Source organism: Mesorhizobium sp. WSM4808, assembly GCF_055811675.1.
The window spans coordinates 20,512-36,078 of record NZ_JBVVQX010000026.1; the positions used below are offsets into that span (position 1 = coordinate 20,512).

At 63.3% G+C, this 15,567-nt stretch carries 14 protein-coding genes and 1 tRNA gene; 7 read left to right on the top strand and 8 right to left on the bottom strand.

Going from position 1 to position 15,567, the window contains the following annotated elements; all coding sequences use genetic code 11:
* Positions 1-155: 155 nt before the first annotated feature.
* The 3 genes from AC0L2U_RS30835 to AC0L2U_RS30845 all read left to right on the top strand — a co-directional run bounded on the left by AC0L2U_RS30835 (position 156) and on the right by AC0L2U_RS30845 (position 2,138).
* A tRNA-Arg gene (locus tag AC0L2U_RS30835) sits at positions 156-232 on the top strand.
* Between the two features lie 542 nt (positions 233-774).
* Positions 775-1,386 (top strand): hypothetical protein, encoded by a 612-nt coding sequence (locus tag AC0L2U_RS30840; protein ID WP_473603177.1) that lies wholly within the window; start codon positions 775-777, stop codon positions 1,384-1,386.
* Complete coding sequence (locus tag AC0L2U_RS30845) at positions 1,386-2,138, top strand: hypothetical protein (protein ID WP_473603178.1); 753 nt, start codon at positions 1,386-1,388, stop codon at positions 2,136-2,138. The genes AC0L2U_RS30840 and AC0L2U_RS30845 overlap by 1 nt, the downstream gene beginning before the upstream one ends.
* A 150-nt stretch (positions 2,139-2,288) precedes the next feature.
* Here the strand turns inward: AC0L2U_RS30845 and AC0L2U_RS30850 are convergent, their stop codons facing one another.
* On the bottom strand, positions 2,289-3,407 hold the full coding sequence (locus tag AC0L2U_RS30850; RefSeq protein ID WP_473603179.1) for a LacI family DNA-binding transcriptional regulator: 1,119 nt from the start codon (positions 3,405-3,407) through the stop codon (positions 2,289-2,291).
* Positions 3,408-3,983: 576 nt separating this feature from the next.
* Between AC0L2U_RS30850 and AC0L2U_RS30855 the strand changes: the two genes are divergently transcribed.
* The 4 genes from AC0L2U_RS30855 to AC0L2U_RS30870 all read left to right on the top strand — a co-directional run bounded on the left by AC0L2U_RS30855 (position 3,984) and on the right by AC0L2U_RS30870 (position 8,582).
* On the top strand, positions 3,984-4,946 hold the full coding sequence (locus AC0L2U_RS30855) for a sugar-binding protein (RefSeq protein ID WP_292141238.1): 963 nt from the start codon (positions 3,984-3,986) through the stop codon (positions 4,944-4,946).
* 121 nt (positions 4,947-5,067) lie between these two features.
* Positions 5,068-6,606 carry a sugar ABC transporter ATP-binding protein gene (locus AC0L2U_RS30860; RefSeq protein WP_473603185.1) on the top strand — a complete coding sequence of 513 codons (1,539 nt, stop codon included), beginning with the start codon at positions 5,068-5,070 and terminating at the stop codon, positions 6,604-6,606.
* Positions 6,607-6,663: 57 nt separating this feature from the next.
* Positions 6,664-7,659, top strand: a complete 996-nt coding sequence (locus AC0L2U_RS30865; RefSeq protein WP_027040007.1) for an ABC transporter permease — start codon at positions 6,664-6,666, stop codon at positions 7,657-7,659.
* Positions 7,660-7,682: 23 nt separating this feature from the next.
* Positions 7,683-8,582 (top strand): aldose 1-epimerase, encoded by a 900-nt coding sequence (locus AC0L2U_RS30870; protein ID WP_292635355.1) that lies wholly within the window; start codon positions 7,683-7,685, stop codon positions 8,580-8,582.
* Positions 8,583-8,621: 39 nt separating this feature from the next.
* Here the strand turns inward: AC0L2U_RS30870 and phnN are convergent, their stop codons facing one another.
* The 7 genes from phnN to iolD form a co-directional block, all read right to left on the bottom strand.
* On the bottom strand, positions 8,622-9,251 hold the full coding sequence (gene phnN, locus AC0L2U_RS30875; protein WP_189526323.1) for a phosphonate metabolism protein/1,5-bisphosphokinase (PRPP-forming) PhnN: 630 nt from the start codon (positions 9,249-9,251) through the stop codon (positions 8,622-8,624).
* The gene (locus AC0L2U_RS30880) at positions 9,248-10,387 is read right to left on the bottom strand and encodes an alpha-D-ribose 1-methylphosphonate 5-triphosphate diphosphatase (protein WP_127808299.1); all 1,140 of its coding nucleotides are present in this window, start codon (positions 10,385-10,387) and stop codon (positions 9,248-9,250) included. Before AC0L2U_RS30880 ends, phnN begins: the two co-directional genes overlap by 4 nt.
* Before the next feature lie 13 nt (positions 10,388-10,400).
* Positions 10,401-11,108, bottom strand: a complete 708-nt coding sequence (locus AC0L2U_RS30885) for a DUF1045 domain-containing protein (RefSeq protein WP_127398904.1) — start codon at positions 11,106-11,108, stop codon at positions 10,401-10,403.
* 153 nt (positions 11,109-11,261) lie between these two features.
* Positions 11,262-12,074, bottom strand: coding sequence for a 5-deoxy-glucuronate isomerase (gene iolB / locus AC0L2U_RS30890; protein WP_127398903.1), 813 nt, complete (start codon positions 12,072-12,074; stop codon positions 11,262-11,264).
* 198 nt (positions 12,075-12,272) lie between these two features.
* A complete protein-coding gene (locus tag AC0L2U_RS30895; protein WP_127398902.1) occupies positions 12,273-12,491 on the bottom strand; it encodes a DUF3329 domain-containing protein in 219 nt (72 codons plus the stop codon).
* A gap of 58 nt (positions 12,492-12,549) precedes the next feature.
* Positions 12,550-13,467, bottom strand: a complete 918-nt coding sequence (gene iolE, locus AC0L2U_RS30900) for a myo-inosose-2 dehydratase (protein WP_292661209.1) — start codon at positions 13,465-13,467, stop codon at positions 12,550-12,552.
* A 223-nt stretch (positions 13,468-13,690) separates the two neighbouring features.
* The gene (iolD, locus tag AC0L2U_RS30905; RefSeq protein WP_292661205.1) at positions 13,691-15,541 is read right to left on the bottom strand and encodes a 3D-(3,5/4)-trihydroxycyclohexane-1,2-dione acylhydrolase (decyclizing); all 1,851 of its coding nucleotides are present in this window, start codon (positions 15,539-15,541) and stop codon (positions 13,691-13,693) included.
* Positions 15,542-15,567 lie beyond the last annotated feature (26 nt).

A 15,567-nucleotide genomic window follows, 5' to 3' on the forward strand; every position in this document is an offset into this window, starting at 1 on the left:
ACGGGGTGATCGGAACGCGAACCTAATCAGCCTGTCCCGAGCCACCGATGCCGCCAATCTCCGATTGCCCGTTGAAGCCCGCCCCGGCTTCCGCTAAGAAGCCGTGACTTGCCGGTTCACCGGCTGGTTCGTTTTCCGGATCGTCGATCCTGAAAGCACCCGTAGCTCAGCTGGATAGAGCGCTGCCCTCCGAAGGCAGAGGTCACAGGTTCGAATCCTGTCGGGTGCGCCAGATTACTGACGCTTGCCATCCTTGCGAATGGCTTGGCATATGAACCATGCCGGCTTGGCATCCGCGTGAAATGGCCGCTCAGTGTCAATTTGGTTGCGGACGCTAGTTTCCATAACATCTAACGAAGTCAGTTAGTTGATGGATTTGTAGCTCTGGGGCGCTTTCGCGGCTGAGCTTTAATATTTTCGCGTGGCGACGTGAATTGAAACCTTCAGATCGCTTTGTGATCTCGCCGGTTCGCATGGCTCGCAAATATGTACTTTGTCGGCCTCAGATAAGAAATCTAGTGGAATTGCGGTGCGGGCGACCAAGTCTAACTGGAGGCGAAGCATCGCAATTTAAATGCCATGCTCGACGGTCTTTTTTTAGCGCGCCTATTGATCTGTCAGTCGTCCGAAAACGGGGGGCGCAAAAAAATCGCAGGATGCGCGTCGAATCCTGTGAAGTATCTGTGAAGAGCAAGGATTTGAGATGCTGTAAGTTGGCCAGAACCAGATACCTTGGTTGCAGTGATTCCCCTGCATCAATCTAGCGAGAATTGCATGGCCAAGGGCATGACAGGAAAGACCGGCGGAACCTCCAAGATACGCTTTATAATGGTCGAAGCGGAGATCGCCGACGGAGACATCGGACAGATCACCCAGGCGATCCAAAACGCCCTGAAGACATCCGCTCCCGTGACCACCCAGCGCATCGCCGGTCCGAGCGTCAAGGCGGTCGCCCGAGAGGCCGAGATCGACGCGGAGGACGATATGGAAGAAGCCGAGGTCGTGGAGATCGATACGCCTGTGCGAGCGCTGCGGCCGAAAGTGCAGCGCGCCGCCAAGCCTGCCCCGGAAGTCCTCGAACTCGACATGACATCCGCGACGTCTCTCGCAAGCTATGTGCATGGGGCGAATCCCAAGAGCAACGTTAAGCGTTACCTGCTCATAGCCGCCTGGTTCAAGGAACACCGGGAGACGCCGGCGGTGACGGCCGCACACATCTATACGGGATTTCGGACTCTTAAATGGTCGGTGAACATCCCTGATTTTTCGCAGCCGCTGCGCGATCTGAAGTTCGCGAAATTGATGACCTCGCCCGAGAAGGGACACTACGCCATCAACCATCTGGGCATCGCCGAGGTCGAAACGATGCTCTCGGGCGGCGATTGATGCTCCTTGCTGATTTCGTGCAGCAGGTCGATGGATTCGACGCGCTTTCGGCGAAGGACAAGATCAAGGTCTTCGGATGGTATCTCCACGTCCACAGGACGCTGGCGTCTTTCGACAACGAAGCCATCAGAGCCTGCTTCAAGCAGCTTCATCTGACGTCACCAGACGTTTCGGTGTACCTGCCGCGCATGGCCGCCACGAAGCCGCCGGAGCTCCTCAAGGAGCGAAGCAGATATCGGCTGGCGCGCAACGTGCGTTTCGATCTCGACAAGAAATACGGCGTGCATCAGACCGTCATACAGGTCGGCAAGCTTCTGTCCGATCTTCCTGACCGCTTACCGGATATCGCCGAACGGGCCTTCCTGCGGGAAGCGCTGGCCTGCTACCGAGCGGAGGCGTTCCGCGCCTGCATCGTCATGTCGTGGAACCTCGCGTTCGATCATCTCCTACGATGGATCCTTGCCAACGCGGCACGTCTTACGGACTTCAATGCTGCCATCACTCGGCGCTTCCCTAAGAAGACCGGCATCTCGATCTCATCCATCGAGCATTTCGAGGAGCTGAAGGAGGCAGAGGTTGTCGACATCTGTCAAACGGCCTCGCTGATATCCAAGAACACCACCGAAATCCTTCGAGAGAAGCTGAAGAAGAGGAACATGGCGGCCCACCCCTCACAGGTGACTATCCAGCAATCTCAGGCGGACGACGTCATCACTGATCTGGTCAACAACGTCGTGCTTACCTTGGTATGACAATGAGCGAAGACGCCAAAGTCAACTTCACGAAGGAAGGATTCGGGCAGCCGCCGGATCAGCTTACTGTAAAGCGCGTCGTCTGAATCCGTTTAGCCGCGACGCGCCTTAGAGTTATCTCTGGTGGGCGATAGCGGTCGGGGTTGGCAGTCACTCCCCCACCCCCCGCACACTCTCCCGCTCCACCAGCGGGCACTCCAGCTTCGTGATCGGATAGCGCCCCCGCCCAGCCACGACCGGCGCCTCCAACTGTTCGATCGCCCATTGGCCCATCGCCATGTGCGGCAGGATCGAGGTGGTCAGCGGCGGGAACAAATGCCGGGCGATTTCCTCGTCGTCGTAACCGACGACGGAAATGTCCCCCGGAATGTGCAGGCCGGCTTCCTTCAGCGCCTCGTAGCAGCCGATCGCGGTGCGGTCGTTCTGGCAGAAGATGGCGGTGGGCTTGTCCCTGAGCGCCAAGAGCTTGACGGTCGCGGCGTAGCCGGCGCTGGCCGACCAGTCGCCCTCGACCACCAATTCGCCGTCGAACGGGATGTCGGCGGTGGCGAGCGCGCGGCGGTAGCCCTTTAGCCGGTCCTGTGCCGCCTGCATCCACGGCTCGCCGGTGATGGTGGCGATGCGGCGGTGGCCGTGGCTGATCAGATGGCGGGTCGAACTCTGGCCGCCGGCGATCTCGCTCGGCACCACGGCAGGGAAGGCATAGTCCGCCGTATAGCAGTTGAGCAGGATCACCGGGATGTCGAGACCGTAGAGGTAGTCGGGCGCTGTGATCTCGCGGGTGAAGATGGTCATGTAGATCAGCGCCGAAATGCCCCGCTTGGTCAGCGCCGAAATGGCGCGCGGTTCCATGACGGCATCGCCCAGCGTCTGCGCCACCAGCAGCACGTTGCCGGCATTCCACGAGGCCTGGCGCGCGCCCTCGATGGCGACCACGGCTTCCGGGCTGGTGGCGAGCTGGTCGACGGCAAAGCCGATCACCCCGTCCAGCCCTTCGAAGGCGGGCCCCCCGAAGGCAGGCAACGTCGGGTGAAGGGCCTCGAAAGCGGGCGCGGCGTAGCCAAGCGTCCGCGCGGTTTCGATCACCCGTTCGCGGGTCTGCTGCGACAGCTTGATCCCTGGCGAGTTGTTGAGCACGAAGGAGACGGTCGCCTGCGAGCAGCCGGCCGCCCTGGCGATATCGATCATGGTGACGCGGCCCTTGGCGCCCTTGGCCGGCGCCTTGCGCCGCCTCGCCGTGTCGATTGCCGTATCCGTCGTCTCGCTCATGGCAAATCCCAGTCTGGCAGGCCGGTCAGGCCGGCAAGATGGCGTGACGCCGTCGATGCATAGAGATAACGTCCAGGCCGTTTATAACTATTAGCATTCTGGAGGTCCATCCGCCGTGGATCTCCATACAAGCCAAAACTCAAAGGGCGAAAGGCTTGGGCGGCGGGCTAGCGGTGACCACGGCTCGGCGGCGGGCGCACCGCGAAACCCCGGCATTGGCTCGGAACTAATACTGTTTACTAATACAAAAATGCGCTGTACCGTCAATCCGTCGCGTACGGCCCGGTGGGTTCGGGGCGGCGGGAGAGTGCGAAAAATGGCCCGGTGGCGAGCGGATCCTAGCTCCGCAAGCCTTGTCTCGGATATGTGATATGTCAGACAAATCGGACTATTTACGAACGAAGGATGAGTCTCTAAGGTCCATGATCGTGGCTGGAACGACGCCATTCCTTCGGTGCCGGGAACCCCTTTGAGGAGGAGGTCGTCCACGCTGCAAACGGCAAATCAGGTCAGTGCCAAAATCAGGTTAATGCAAGATCGGCCGGTCCAACGACTGAGCCAAACGGGAGGTTGAACATGAAATCCTTGATACGAACTGCATCCGTAGCCGCGACCGCGCTGCTGCTTGGCCTGTCGGCCACGGCCATCGCGCGCGCGCAAGACAAGCCGACCCTGGCCTTCGTCGTCAACGGCGCTTCCGATTTCTGGAAGGCCGCCGAAGCCGGCGTCAAGAAGGCGCAGGGCGAACTGCCCGACTACACGCTCGAGCTCAAATATCCCGAGCAGTCCTCGGTCGCCATCCAGCAGCGGCTGATGGACGATCTGGTGACCGCAGGCGTCAAGGGCATCATGGTCTCGGCCGTCGATCCCAAGACCTCGACCGATGGGTTGAACAAGATCGCCTCGGAAACGGCGCTGTTCACCACCGACTCGGACGCACCGCAGACCAAGCGCGTCGCCTATATCGGCTCGTCCAATGTCGATGCCGGCAAGCAGGCGGCCGAAATTGCCAAGAAGGCGATGCCCAATGGCGGAAAATGCCTCGGCTTCGTCGGCCTGCTCGGCGCCGACAACGCCAAGGAGCGCATCCAGGGCATGAAGGACGGCCTCGCCGGCACCAAGATCGAGCTGATCGACGTGCGCGGCGACGACATCGACCAGGCGCGCGCCAAGAAGAACGTCGAGGACGCGCTGGTCGCCAGCCCCGACGTCACCTGCATGGTCGGCTTCTACTCCTACAACACGCCGCGCATCTATGAAGCGCTGCGCGATGCCGGCAAGCTCGGCTCGATCACCGTCGTCGGCTTCGATGACGATCCGATCACGCTGGGCGGCGTCAAGGAAGGCACCGTTGCCGCAACCGTCGTTCAGCAGCCCTTCGAATGGGCCTATCAGGGCATGAAGCTGATGGCGGCCTATCTCAAGGGCGACAAGTCGGGCATCCCGGAAGGCAACCTCATCATCATCCCGACCAAGATCATCGGCAAGGATGACGTCGACGCCTACGCCGCCAATCTGAAGGCGATGTCTGGAAACTAAGACTTGAAGCAGTTCAGCCGGCTCAACTTCGCTTGGGCCGGCTGCTCGCATTGACGAACCGCGCGCGGATCGTCAGTCTGAAGATGGACCAAAAACGGCCCGCCGGCTGCTGTCAGGCATGATGAACTATTCCGACACATCCATCGCAGCAACTACGCCGTTCCTCAGCCTCGAGAACGTGCGCAAGACCTATCCCGGCGTCGTCGCGCTCGATGGCTTCTCCATGGAGGTCAGGCCGGGCGAGGTCATCGGCCTCGTCGGCGAAAACGGCGCCGGAAAATCGACCTTGATGAAGATCCTCGGCGGCGTCACCACGCCCGACAGCGGCACCATCACCGTCGACGGCACCGCGCATGACAGGCTCTCCGTCGAGGCCAGCCTGGGTTCGGGCATCGCCTTCGTCCACCAGGAACTCAACCTGTTCGAAAATCTCGACGTCGCCGCCAACATCTTCTTCGGCCGCGAGCCATTGCGCGCCGGGCCGCTGAAACTCGTCGACCGCGCCAGGCTGCGCACCATGGTGGCGCCGCTGTTGAAGCGCGTCGGCGCCAATTTTTCCGCCGACACGCCGGTTGCGACCCTGTCGCTGGCGCAGCAGCAGATGGTCGAGATCGCCAAGGCGCTGTCGATCGAGGCGCGGCTGGTCATCCTCGACGAGCCGACATCGAGCCTGCCGCTCGCCGAGACCGACAAATTGCTCGACGTCATCAAGGCGCTGAAGGCGGACGGCATCAGCGTCATCTTCATTTCGCACCGCCTGCACGAGGTCGAGCGCGTCGCCGACCGCGTCGTCGTGCTGCGCGACGGCATGCTGGCCGGTACGCTGGGCAAGCATGACATCGGCCACGACCAGATGGTCAAGCTGATGATTGGCCGCATGCTGAAGGAGCGCGAAAAGGCCTCGGAAGCGGCGCGGGCGCCCGGCGCCGTAGCGCTTGCGGCCAAAGCCATCCGCACACCGGCCTATCCCGGCCGGCCGGTCGACCTCGACGTCAGGCGCGGCGAAATCCTCGGTCTTGCCGGGCTTGTCGGTTCCGGCCGCACCGAACTGGCGCGGGTGTTCTTCGGCATCGACTCGAAGCTCGGCGGCGCGCTCGAACTCGACGGCAAGCCGCTTGCGCTGGCTTCCGCGGCCGACGCCGTCGCGCATGGCATCTTCCTGGTGCCGGAAGACCGCAAGCTCACCGGCATCCTGCTCGACCTGTCGATCGCCCAGAACATTTCCCTGCCCAATCTGCCGGCGCATGCGCGCCGATCGCTGGTGTCCTCAAGCGCCGAGACCGCCACCGCCGAGAAGCAGAAGAAAGATCTCGGCATCAAGGCGCCTTCGGTGCAGACGCGCACCGGCACGCTGTCGGGCGGCAACCAGCAGAAGGTCGTGCTCGGCAAGTGGCTGGCCATGAACCCCAAAGTGATGATCCTCGACGAGCCGACGCGCGGCATCGACATCGGCGCCAAGGCGGAAATCTACGGCCTGATGCGCGCATTGGCGGATGCCGGCGTCGCCGTGCTGATGATCTCGTCGGACATGGAAGAGGTGATCGGCGTGTCCGACCGCATCGCCGTCATGCATGAGGGCCAGATCTCGGGCATTCTCGACAAGGATCGGTTCAGCCAGGAAAACGTGCTGCTGCTGGCGGTGGGCAAGCAGCCGAAGTAGTTCTTGCCACGGGCCGCGCAAACGCGATCCGTTCAGGCAGGCATTGGGGAGAAGACGATGAGCAAAAAAGATCTCGGCCTGCTGATCCTGATCCTGGTGGTCGGGGCGATCGTGGCGATCATCAATCCGCGCTTCCTGCTGCCGATCAACCTCGCCAACACCTCCAACCTGATCGGCCTGTTCGGCATCCTGTCGATCGGCCAGGCCTTCGTCATCATCACCGGCGGCATCGAATTGTCGGTCGGCTCGGTGGTCGCGCTGCTGGGAACGCTGTTCATCGACTTCATCGCCGTGCGTGGCATGGAATGGCCGCTGGCCTTCGTGCTCATCCTGGTGCTTGGCGCCATCATCGGCCTGGCGCATGGCTGGCTGATCACAAGGCTCAAGCTGCAGCCCTTCGTCGTCACCCTGTGCGGCCTGTTGATCTATCGCGGCGTCGCCCGCTTCTACACCGCCGACGGCACGGCGGGTTTTGCCTTCGGCCAGAATTTCCCCGACCTCGAATTCCTGACCGCCGGGCGCTCTTATGGCGTGCCGAACAGCTTCATCGCCCTGATCGTCATCTCGATCGTCATGTGGGTGGTGCTGCACCGCTCGGTGTTCGGCCGCTACCTCTACGCCATCGGCAAGAACGAGGAGGCGGCGAAATATTCCGGGATCCGCACCGGCCGCGTCGTCATCGCCGCCTACGTCATCTGCGGCGTGCTGACGGCGCTGTCGGCGATCTATTTCGCCATGTACACGCGCTCGATCTCACCGGCCAGCCACGGCCAGTTCTACGAACTCTACGCCATCGCCGCAGCCGTGCTCGGCGGCTTTTCGCTGCGCGGCGGCGAAGGTTCGCTGATCGGCGTCATCCTCGGCACCGTGCTGCTGCAGGAGCTGCAGAACCTCGTCAACCTGCTCGGCATCCCGTCCTCGCTCAACTTCGCGGTGATGGGCGGCGTCATCCTCATCGGCGTGCTGGTCGACCAGCAATGGGGCGTGTTCCGGGAACGGCGGCTGATGGTCGACGCCACCCGCAAAAGCGCCGCCGGCGCGGCCGCGGAATAAGCGCCTCGCGGCGAATGGCGGCGATGGCTGCAATTCCCGAACCATTGACGCTCAGGGCCGGCGCGCTTGAGGTCGCACTGGTGCCGCGTATCGGCGGCAGCGTGAGCGCGCTGCGCTGGCGCGGCATCGATCTCATGCGCCGGATTTCCGATGACGATCGTGAAGCGGGCAACGTGCTTGGCGTCGCCATGTTCCCGATGATGCCCTACGCCAACCGCATCGCCGGAAACACCTTCGAGTTTCGAGCGAAGCGCTGGCGGGTCCAGCCCAACAATCCGCCCGAAACCATCAACGTGCATGGCAGCGGCTGGAAACACCCCTGGACTGTCACTGAGACGGGCGACGCCCAGGCAACGCTGTCGCTGGATATCGCAGCCAGCCTCGAACCCTACTCCTATCACGCGACGCAGGCTTTCGTGCTGTCCGAAGAAGGCCTGGGCGTGACCATGACACTGACCAACACGGGGCCGGTTTCCATGCCGTTTGGTTTCGGCCTGCATCCCTGGTTCGATCGCGACCCGGACGTCACGCTGCAATTCAACGCCACGCGGTTCTATCTGGAAGAGCCGCAAGGTATTTCGGGCGATCCGATCACGCTTGCCCCCGAACTCGACTTCGCCGATGGCCGGCCTTTACCCGCCGGCTGGCGCAACAATGATTATGGCGGCTGGACGGGTGAGGCGACGCTTCGCTTTCCGGCGCGCGGCGCGGGTTTGCGCATCAAGGCCGATCCGATCTTCAAGCACCTGATGCTGTACGCCGACCCGGCCAAGCCTTATTTTTGCGTCGAACCGCAGACCATGGCCTCCGGTGCTTTCAACCGGGGCGGATGGAGCGATCCGGACGAGGGCGCCATCGTGCTCGCCCCAGGTGAAAGTTCGGCCGGCACGGTGTCGCTGATGCCCTTTGCGCTTGGGGCTTAAAGCGCCCATCGCGTGAACGAGGCGTCAGGAGCCGACGATCTAGATCAGGCCCGACATGTCGGAAAAAGCCATCGCCTTGCGCAGCACCTCGGCGAAGCGTTCGCCGGCCGCTTCGCGCGGGCCGCTGTTGTCGATCGAGGTGACGCCGGGCCCGGACAGAGTGACATTGGCGCTGCGCGCCAGCCGCGCCAGCACTTCGCCGCGTGACTCGCGGCCGCGCATCGCCAGACGCTCGGCCAGCACTTCAGGCGAGGCGGTGATCTCGACGATAGCCAGATTGGCATAGCGTTCGCGCAAGGAGGGGATGATCGCGCGCGACACATTGGCGACAGCGACACGGCCATTGGCAACGGACCAGTCGACATCGGCGGGGATGCCGTAGCGCAAGCCGTGCGCTTCCCAGGAGATGGCGAAGGCGCCATCGGCTTCGGCCTCGACGAAGGCGGCATCGGCCAGCGTGTCGTGGTCCTCGCTGGCGACATCGCTCGGCCGCGTGATGACGCGGCGGACGAACTCCAGCCTTGTCTCATCGGCAAAGCGGGCGCGGGCGTAGCCGATCGCTGTGTCCTTGCCGGCGCCGCTAGGGCCGACGACGGCGACGAAAACGCCATCGCGGATCGGAAACGTCTCGGCCGACAATTCCCGCTCGATCGACGCCGACACCATCATGCGACCCGGCTTCCCTGCCGCCACACGGTGCGCACGACCGGGACATGGTCGTCGACGCGCACCCGCACCAGGTCGGCGCGGCGGCCCTGTCCGATGACGCCGCGATCGGTCAGGCCAATCGCATCGGCCGGGTTTTTCGAGACCATGGCGACGGCCTGCGGCAGGGAAATGCCTTCGACGACATCGCCGAGGAAGAACGCCGACTGGATCAGGCTGAAGGGAATGTAGTCGGACGACAAGATGTCGAGCAAGCCGTCGCTGGCCAGGGTACGGGCCGAGACATTGCCCGAATGCGAGGCGCCGCGCATAACGTTGGGCGCGCCCATCAGCACGCCCATCCCGGCCTCTTTCGAGGCCCTGGCGGCCTCTTCCGTGGTCGGGAATTCGGCGACGCGCACGCCCTGCTCGATCGCCTCGTCGACATGGCCTGACGTGGCGTCGTCGTGGCTGGCCAGCACGATGCCGCGCTCCTGGCAGGCGGCTGATATCACCGCCCGGTTCGGCGCCGAATTGCGCGCCGATTCGGCCATCCGCTTTTCGCAGAACAGCTTGAAGTCGCGATCGGTCAGCTTCAGCTTGCGCTGGTAATAGTAGGCATAGGTCTCGAGATCGACGAACTGGCGCTGGCCTGGCGCATGGTCCATCAACGACGCCAGCTTGATCCGCTCGTCGCCGTCGAAATTGGCGAAAGCCCTGAGGCAGTCCGGTGCCGAAACCTCGCAGCGCAGATGGATGAAATGGTCGGCGCGCAGACGGTCCTGCTTCACACTGTCCTCGATCGCGTCGGCCAGCTTGCGGATGTCGGCCGATGTCAGGTCGGCGTCTTCGTCCATGCCGACGCGCAAGGCGTCGAGCACGGTGGTGATGCCGGCGGTCGCCACCTGCGCGTCATGGGCGAGCACGGCGGCGATCGGGTTCCAGCGCACCTTGGGCCGCGGCGCGTAGTGGCCTTCGAGATGGTCGGTGTGCAATTCGACCAGCCCGGGAATGATATAGTCGCCGCCCATATCCTCGCCGATGCGGCTGATGCCGGATTCGATGCCGGCGATAAAGCCGTCGCGCAGCACCAGCGAACCTTCGACGATCTCGTCGGCAAGCACGATGCGGGCATTGTGGAGAACAGTCTCGGCGGTCATTTCAGGCAGTCCTTCAGGCGGTTTTTCTGGCCGGGCGGCGCCCGAGCGCGTGATGCGAGAGCACCATGAACGGTGCACCCGGTTCGGTTTCGACAAACAAGGTCAGCGCATCCACCAGTACCTTCTGTTGCAGCACTTCCGCGAACAGGCTGTCGATCGCTGCGCGCAAACGAGGGCTTTCCTGTGACCCCGCCCGGCCCGACAGCGTCATGTGGAAGCGAAAGGTTTCGAAGACATAGGGGTAACCCCATTGGCAGAGATTGCGGAACTCGGCCGGCTTCAGCGAATCCGGGCTGCGCCGCTCGATTTCCGCTTCGCTCAGCGGTGCGCGAAACCGGTCGAAATCACGCACCACGTCATCGGCGAACCGGTTGAGCGCAGGCACTGGCCCTTCCGGCACCAGTGCGAAGAAGCCGTCGATCTGGCTGACCACGAGACGCGGGATGGTCACCACCGGCGTCGCCTCGGCAAAATGGTCGAGTGCGGCGCGCAGCGAGGCTTCCGTCTCGTTGGCAGCCAGGCGGAAGGGGGCTTTCAGCGTTGCGTGAAAGCCATAGCGGCGCGCCGAAGCGGTGTGGAAAGCGACTTCCGCCGCCGACAGGTCCGCCACCGCTTCGACCGGCCTCGTCGCGGCGCCGAACGCGTCGCGGCCCAGCCAGTCGGCGGCGATCCGCGCCAGTGGCTCGTCCTGCCGGGGGGTGAAATAGAGGGCGTAGCGCATGGAAAGTCCTTGTCAGCTTCGCTGCCATAGGTGATTTCCATGACGAATTGACGAAGCCTTGCTGGCTTTCAGGTAACAAAACGCTGCGGCGGGGTCATTAGCCGACGATTTTTTCGTGCTGGACCAGGGAGCGAGTGCTCACGCAGCGACCGATCAGGCCTTCATCAACCACTCGTGCTCGGGCGCGTTGTGGAATTTCCACGTCCGCTTCGGCCCTGCCATGACGTTGAGATAATAGAGGTCGTAGCCGTGGCAGGCGGCGCAGGGGTGATAACCCCTGGGCACCAGCACGACATCGCCATCCTCGATCGCCATCGCTTCGTCGAGCGCGCGGTGGCCATTCTTGTCGGCGTCGGTATAGACGCGCTGGAAGGCAAAACCCTGCGCCGGGTTGAGGCGGTGATAGTAGGTTTCCTCGAGGTAGGATTCGGCGGGTAGATTGTCCTGGTCGTGCTTGTGCGGCGGATAGCTCGACGTATGCCCGCCGGGCGTGATGACCTCGACCACCAGCAGCGAATCGGCCGGCTCGCCCTCCGGCAATATGTTGGTGACGTAGCGCGTGTTGGTACCCTTGCCGCGCACCTCCTGGCCGAGATCGCCCGGTGCGATCACCCGCACCGGCAGGCCGCCGCCAAGGCCCGGCGCCGAGCAGACCGCGAGTTCCAGCCCGGTGTCCGCTGTCACCGACCAGTCCGAACCCTCAGGCACATACACCGACCACGGCTTGCCCTCGAAGGGCGACATGCGCTCGCCGAGCAGGCCGAGATCCTTGCCGCCGGCTGAAGCCTTGCCCTTGCCGGTAACGAACACCAGGCAGACTTCGCGATCCTCCGTCTTGCCGGAGACGCTCTCGCCCGGCTTCAGCCGATGCAGGTCGAAACCGACATAGGTCCAGCCGGCGCTTTTCGGCGTCACATGGGCGACGCGGCCAAGGCCTTTGTCGGCCTTCACCAACAGCTTCGACATTTTTGTCTCCTATTCCGTTGGCTTGAAGGACTCCGTGAAGCCAAGCCGCCTGTTTTGAAAGGGCCATCGCAAATCTTCGGCTGGCGCCCTTCCAACTTCGTCATCCTAGGGTCTGCGCCGCGTCGCTTCGCTCCTTGCTCCGCCCCAGGATGACGAAACGAGAAGCACTGCAAGATAGTCGCCAACGCATGCGATCAGTTACTCCTTCGGCTCGGGCTCGACCGAAGGCTTCGCCTCGTCAGCAGGCTTGTAGAGATAAAAAAACTGCCAGACGGCGTAGCCGGCGAAGCCGAGCGCGATCATGCCCCAGAACGGCGTGCCGGTGGCGAACTCGATGATCGACCAGATGACGCAGACCGCGACGATGGCGGCACGCCGCCACAAAGGCCGGAAGAAGGGGTGTTCGGAATCTTTCATAGGGCCAATCTACAGCAATCGGTCTCGCCGGGAACCCGTCGCACCAGCCATTGGGAAACTAGACATTTGGAAAGCCTTGCGTCTCGACCGTATAGCCGGCGGCGGTCATGACGCGCATCAATTCCTTGTAGCCAACCTGCGCCATCCTGAGTGGCGGGTTCTTCTTCGGGTCCTGCTCGGCCTCGACCACGAACCAGCCCTCATAGCCATGGTCGGCGAAGCGCTGCACGATGGCGCCGAAATCGAGTGAACCATCGCCCGGCACGGTGAAGGCGCCGAGCGCCACGGCGTCGAGGAAAGATTGCTTCGAGCGATCGAGCCTGTCGATCACCTCCATGCGAACGTCCTTCACATGCACATGGCTGATGCGGGTGTGATGGTTGTCGATTGCACGCAGCACGTCGCCGCCGGCAAAGGCCAGATGTCCGGCATCGAGCAGCAGCGGAATGCCGGCTCCGGAATAGCGCATGAAGGCATCGAGTTCCGGCTCGGTCTCGACCACCGCCGCCATGTGGTGATGATAGGACAGCGGCATGCCCTGTTCGGCGCACCATTCGCCAAATTCGGTCAGGCGCTTCGCATAGACCTTCATCTCGTCATCCGACAGCTTCGGCTTGGTGGCGAGCGGCTTGGAGCGGTCCCCCTGGATCGAGCGGCCGACTTCGCCATAAACGATGCAAGGCGCATTCACCGCCTTGAACAGGTCGATCATCGGCTGGATGCGATCCTTGTTGTCGGCCATCTCCCCATCGACCAGCGTGCCGGAGAACCAGCCGCCGCACAGCGTGACGTCGGCGGCCTTCAGGATCGGCAGCATGATTTCGGGGTCATTGGGAAAACGCCGGCCCATCTCCATGCCGGTGAAGCCGGCCGAGCGCGACTGGCGCAGGCATTCTTCCAGCGACACATCATCGCTGAGTTCCGCAAGATCGTCGTTCCACCACGCAATTGGGGACATGCCCAGTTTGGCTTTCAAGTCGTCACTCCGGTTTAGAACAGTTATCCTTTGGTTGCCGCCGCCCCTCATCCGCCTGCCGGCACCTTCTCCCCGTATAGTGACGGGGAGAAGGGGTCTAGCCGCGACCTCGGCGTCTTTCTTGCGACGGCGGTGATTGGCGAAACCGGTGATGACAGCGTCCCTCTCCCCGTCCCTATACGGGGAGAGGATGCCGGCAGGCAGGTGAGGGGCAGCGCCGACCTCAATCACCCACACTCTGCATCTTCCGCTTTTCGTCATACGCCTTGCGCGCCGCGTTGACCTGCGGCCGTGCCGACACTTCCGGCACCGCCACGTCCCACCAATGGCCGCCGGCATCCGTGGAAACCAGGGGGTCGGTGTCGATGACGAGCACCGTTGTGCGCGTATTCTTCCTGGCTTGTGCCAGCGCGTTTTCCAGCCCGGCGATCGACGGCACTTTCTCGGCAATCGCCCCCATGCTCGCCGCATGCGCGGCAAAGTCGATGTCGGGCAGGACCTCGTGGCGCGAGTCCTTCAGCAGATTGTTGAAGTTGGCGCCGCCGGTCGCCATCTGCAGCCGGTTGATGCAGCCATAGCCTCTGTTGTCGAGCAGCACGATAGTGAGCTTGAGGCCGAGCATCACCGAGGTGGCGATTTCGGAGTTCATCATCAGGTAGGAGCCGTCGCCGATCATGACGACGATCTCCTCGCCGGGCTTCGCCATCTTGGCTCCGAGCCCGCCGGCAATCTCGTAGCCCATGGTCGAGAAGCCATATTCGCCATGATACGATCCGGGCGCGCCCGCCTGCCATAATTTGTGCAATTCGCCCGGCAGGCCGCCGGAGGCATTCAGCAGCGTCACACCGGAGCCCATGGCGCGCTGCACGGCGCCGATCACCTGCGCGTCGGACGGGTAGGCGGCATTGGTCGACGCCGTCACCTTGGCCGCCTCGGCCTGCCAGGCCTTCTTGCCGGAGGACGCATTGTCGGTCCAGCTTGCCGGCGCCTTCCAGCCCTTCAGCGCAGCACCGAGTTCAGCCAGGCCCTCCGCCGCATCGGCGACCAGTGGCAGGGCGCGGTGCTTGCCGGCGTCGAAGGGCTGCACGTTGAGCCCGATGATGGTCTTGCCCGAATTCTTGAACAGCGCCCACGAACCGGTGGTGAAGTCCTGCAGGCGCGTGCCGATGGCCAGCACGACATCGGCTTCCTCAGCCAACCGGTTGGCGGCAGAAGTTCCGGTGACGCCGACCGCCGCCATGTTGAGCGGATGGTCGTCCGGCAACGAGGATTTGCCGCCTTGCGTCTCGCAGACCGGGATGCCGGCGCTTTCGGCGAATTTCGCCAGTTCGTCCGACGCCTGCGAATAGAGGACGCCGCCGCCGGCGATCACCAGCGGCTTTTTTGCACCCTTGAGCGCCGCGACTGCAGCGGCAAGCTCATGGCGATCAGCGCGCGGCCGGCGCTGGTGCCAGACCCTCGCGGCAAAGAAGCTCTCGGGATAATCATAGGCCTCGGCCTGCACGTCCTGGCACAGCGACAGCGTCACCGGGCCGCATTCGGCCGGATCGGTCAGCACAGCCATGGCGCGGCTGAGCGCCGGGATGATCTGCTCCGGCCGGGTGATGCGGTCGAAATAGCGTGAAACCGGACGGAAGCAGTCATTGACCGTCGCCGTGCCGTCGGAGAAATCCTCGGCCTGCTGCAGCACCGGGTCTGGGATGCGGTTGGCGAAGACGTCGCCCGGCAAAAACAGGACGGGCAACCTGTTTACGTGGGCGAGCGCCGCCGCCGTCACCATGTTGAGCGCGCCGGGGCCGATCGAAGAGGTCGCGGCCATGAAGCGGCGGCGGAAATTGGCCTTGGCGTAGGCAATCGCCGCATGCGCCATCGCCTGTTCATTGTGGGCGCGGAAGGTCGGCAGCTCGTCGCGCAGCTGATAAAGCGCCTCGCCGATGCCGGCGACATTGCCGTGGCCGAAGATCGCCCAGACGCCGCCGAAGATCGGGACTTTGCTCCCGTCGATCTCGGTCATCTGGCGTGACAGGAAGCGGGTCAGCGCCTGCGCCATCGTCAGGCGGATTGTCTTGCTCATGGTGTTTTCCTCCGCAGTCCTATTCC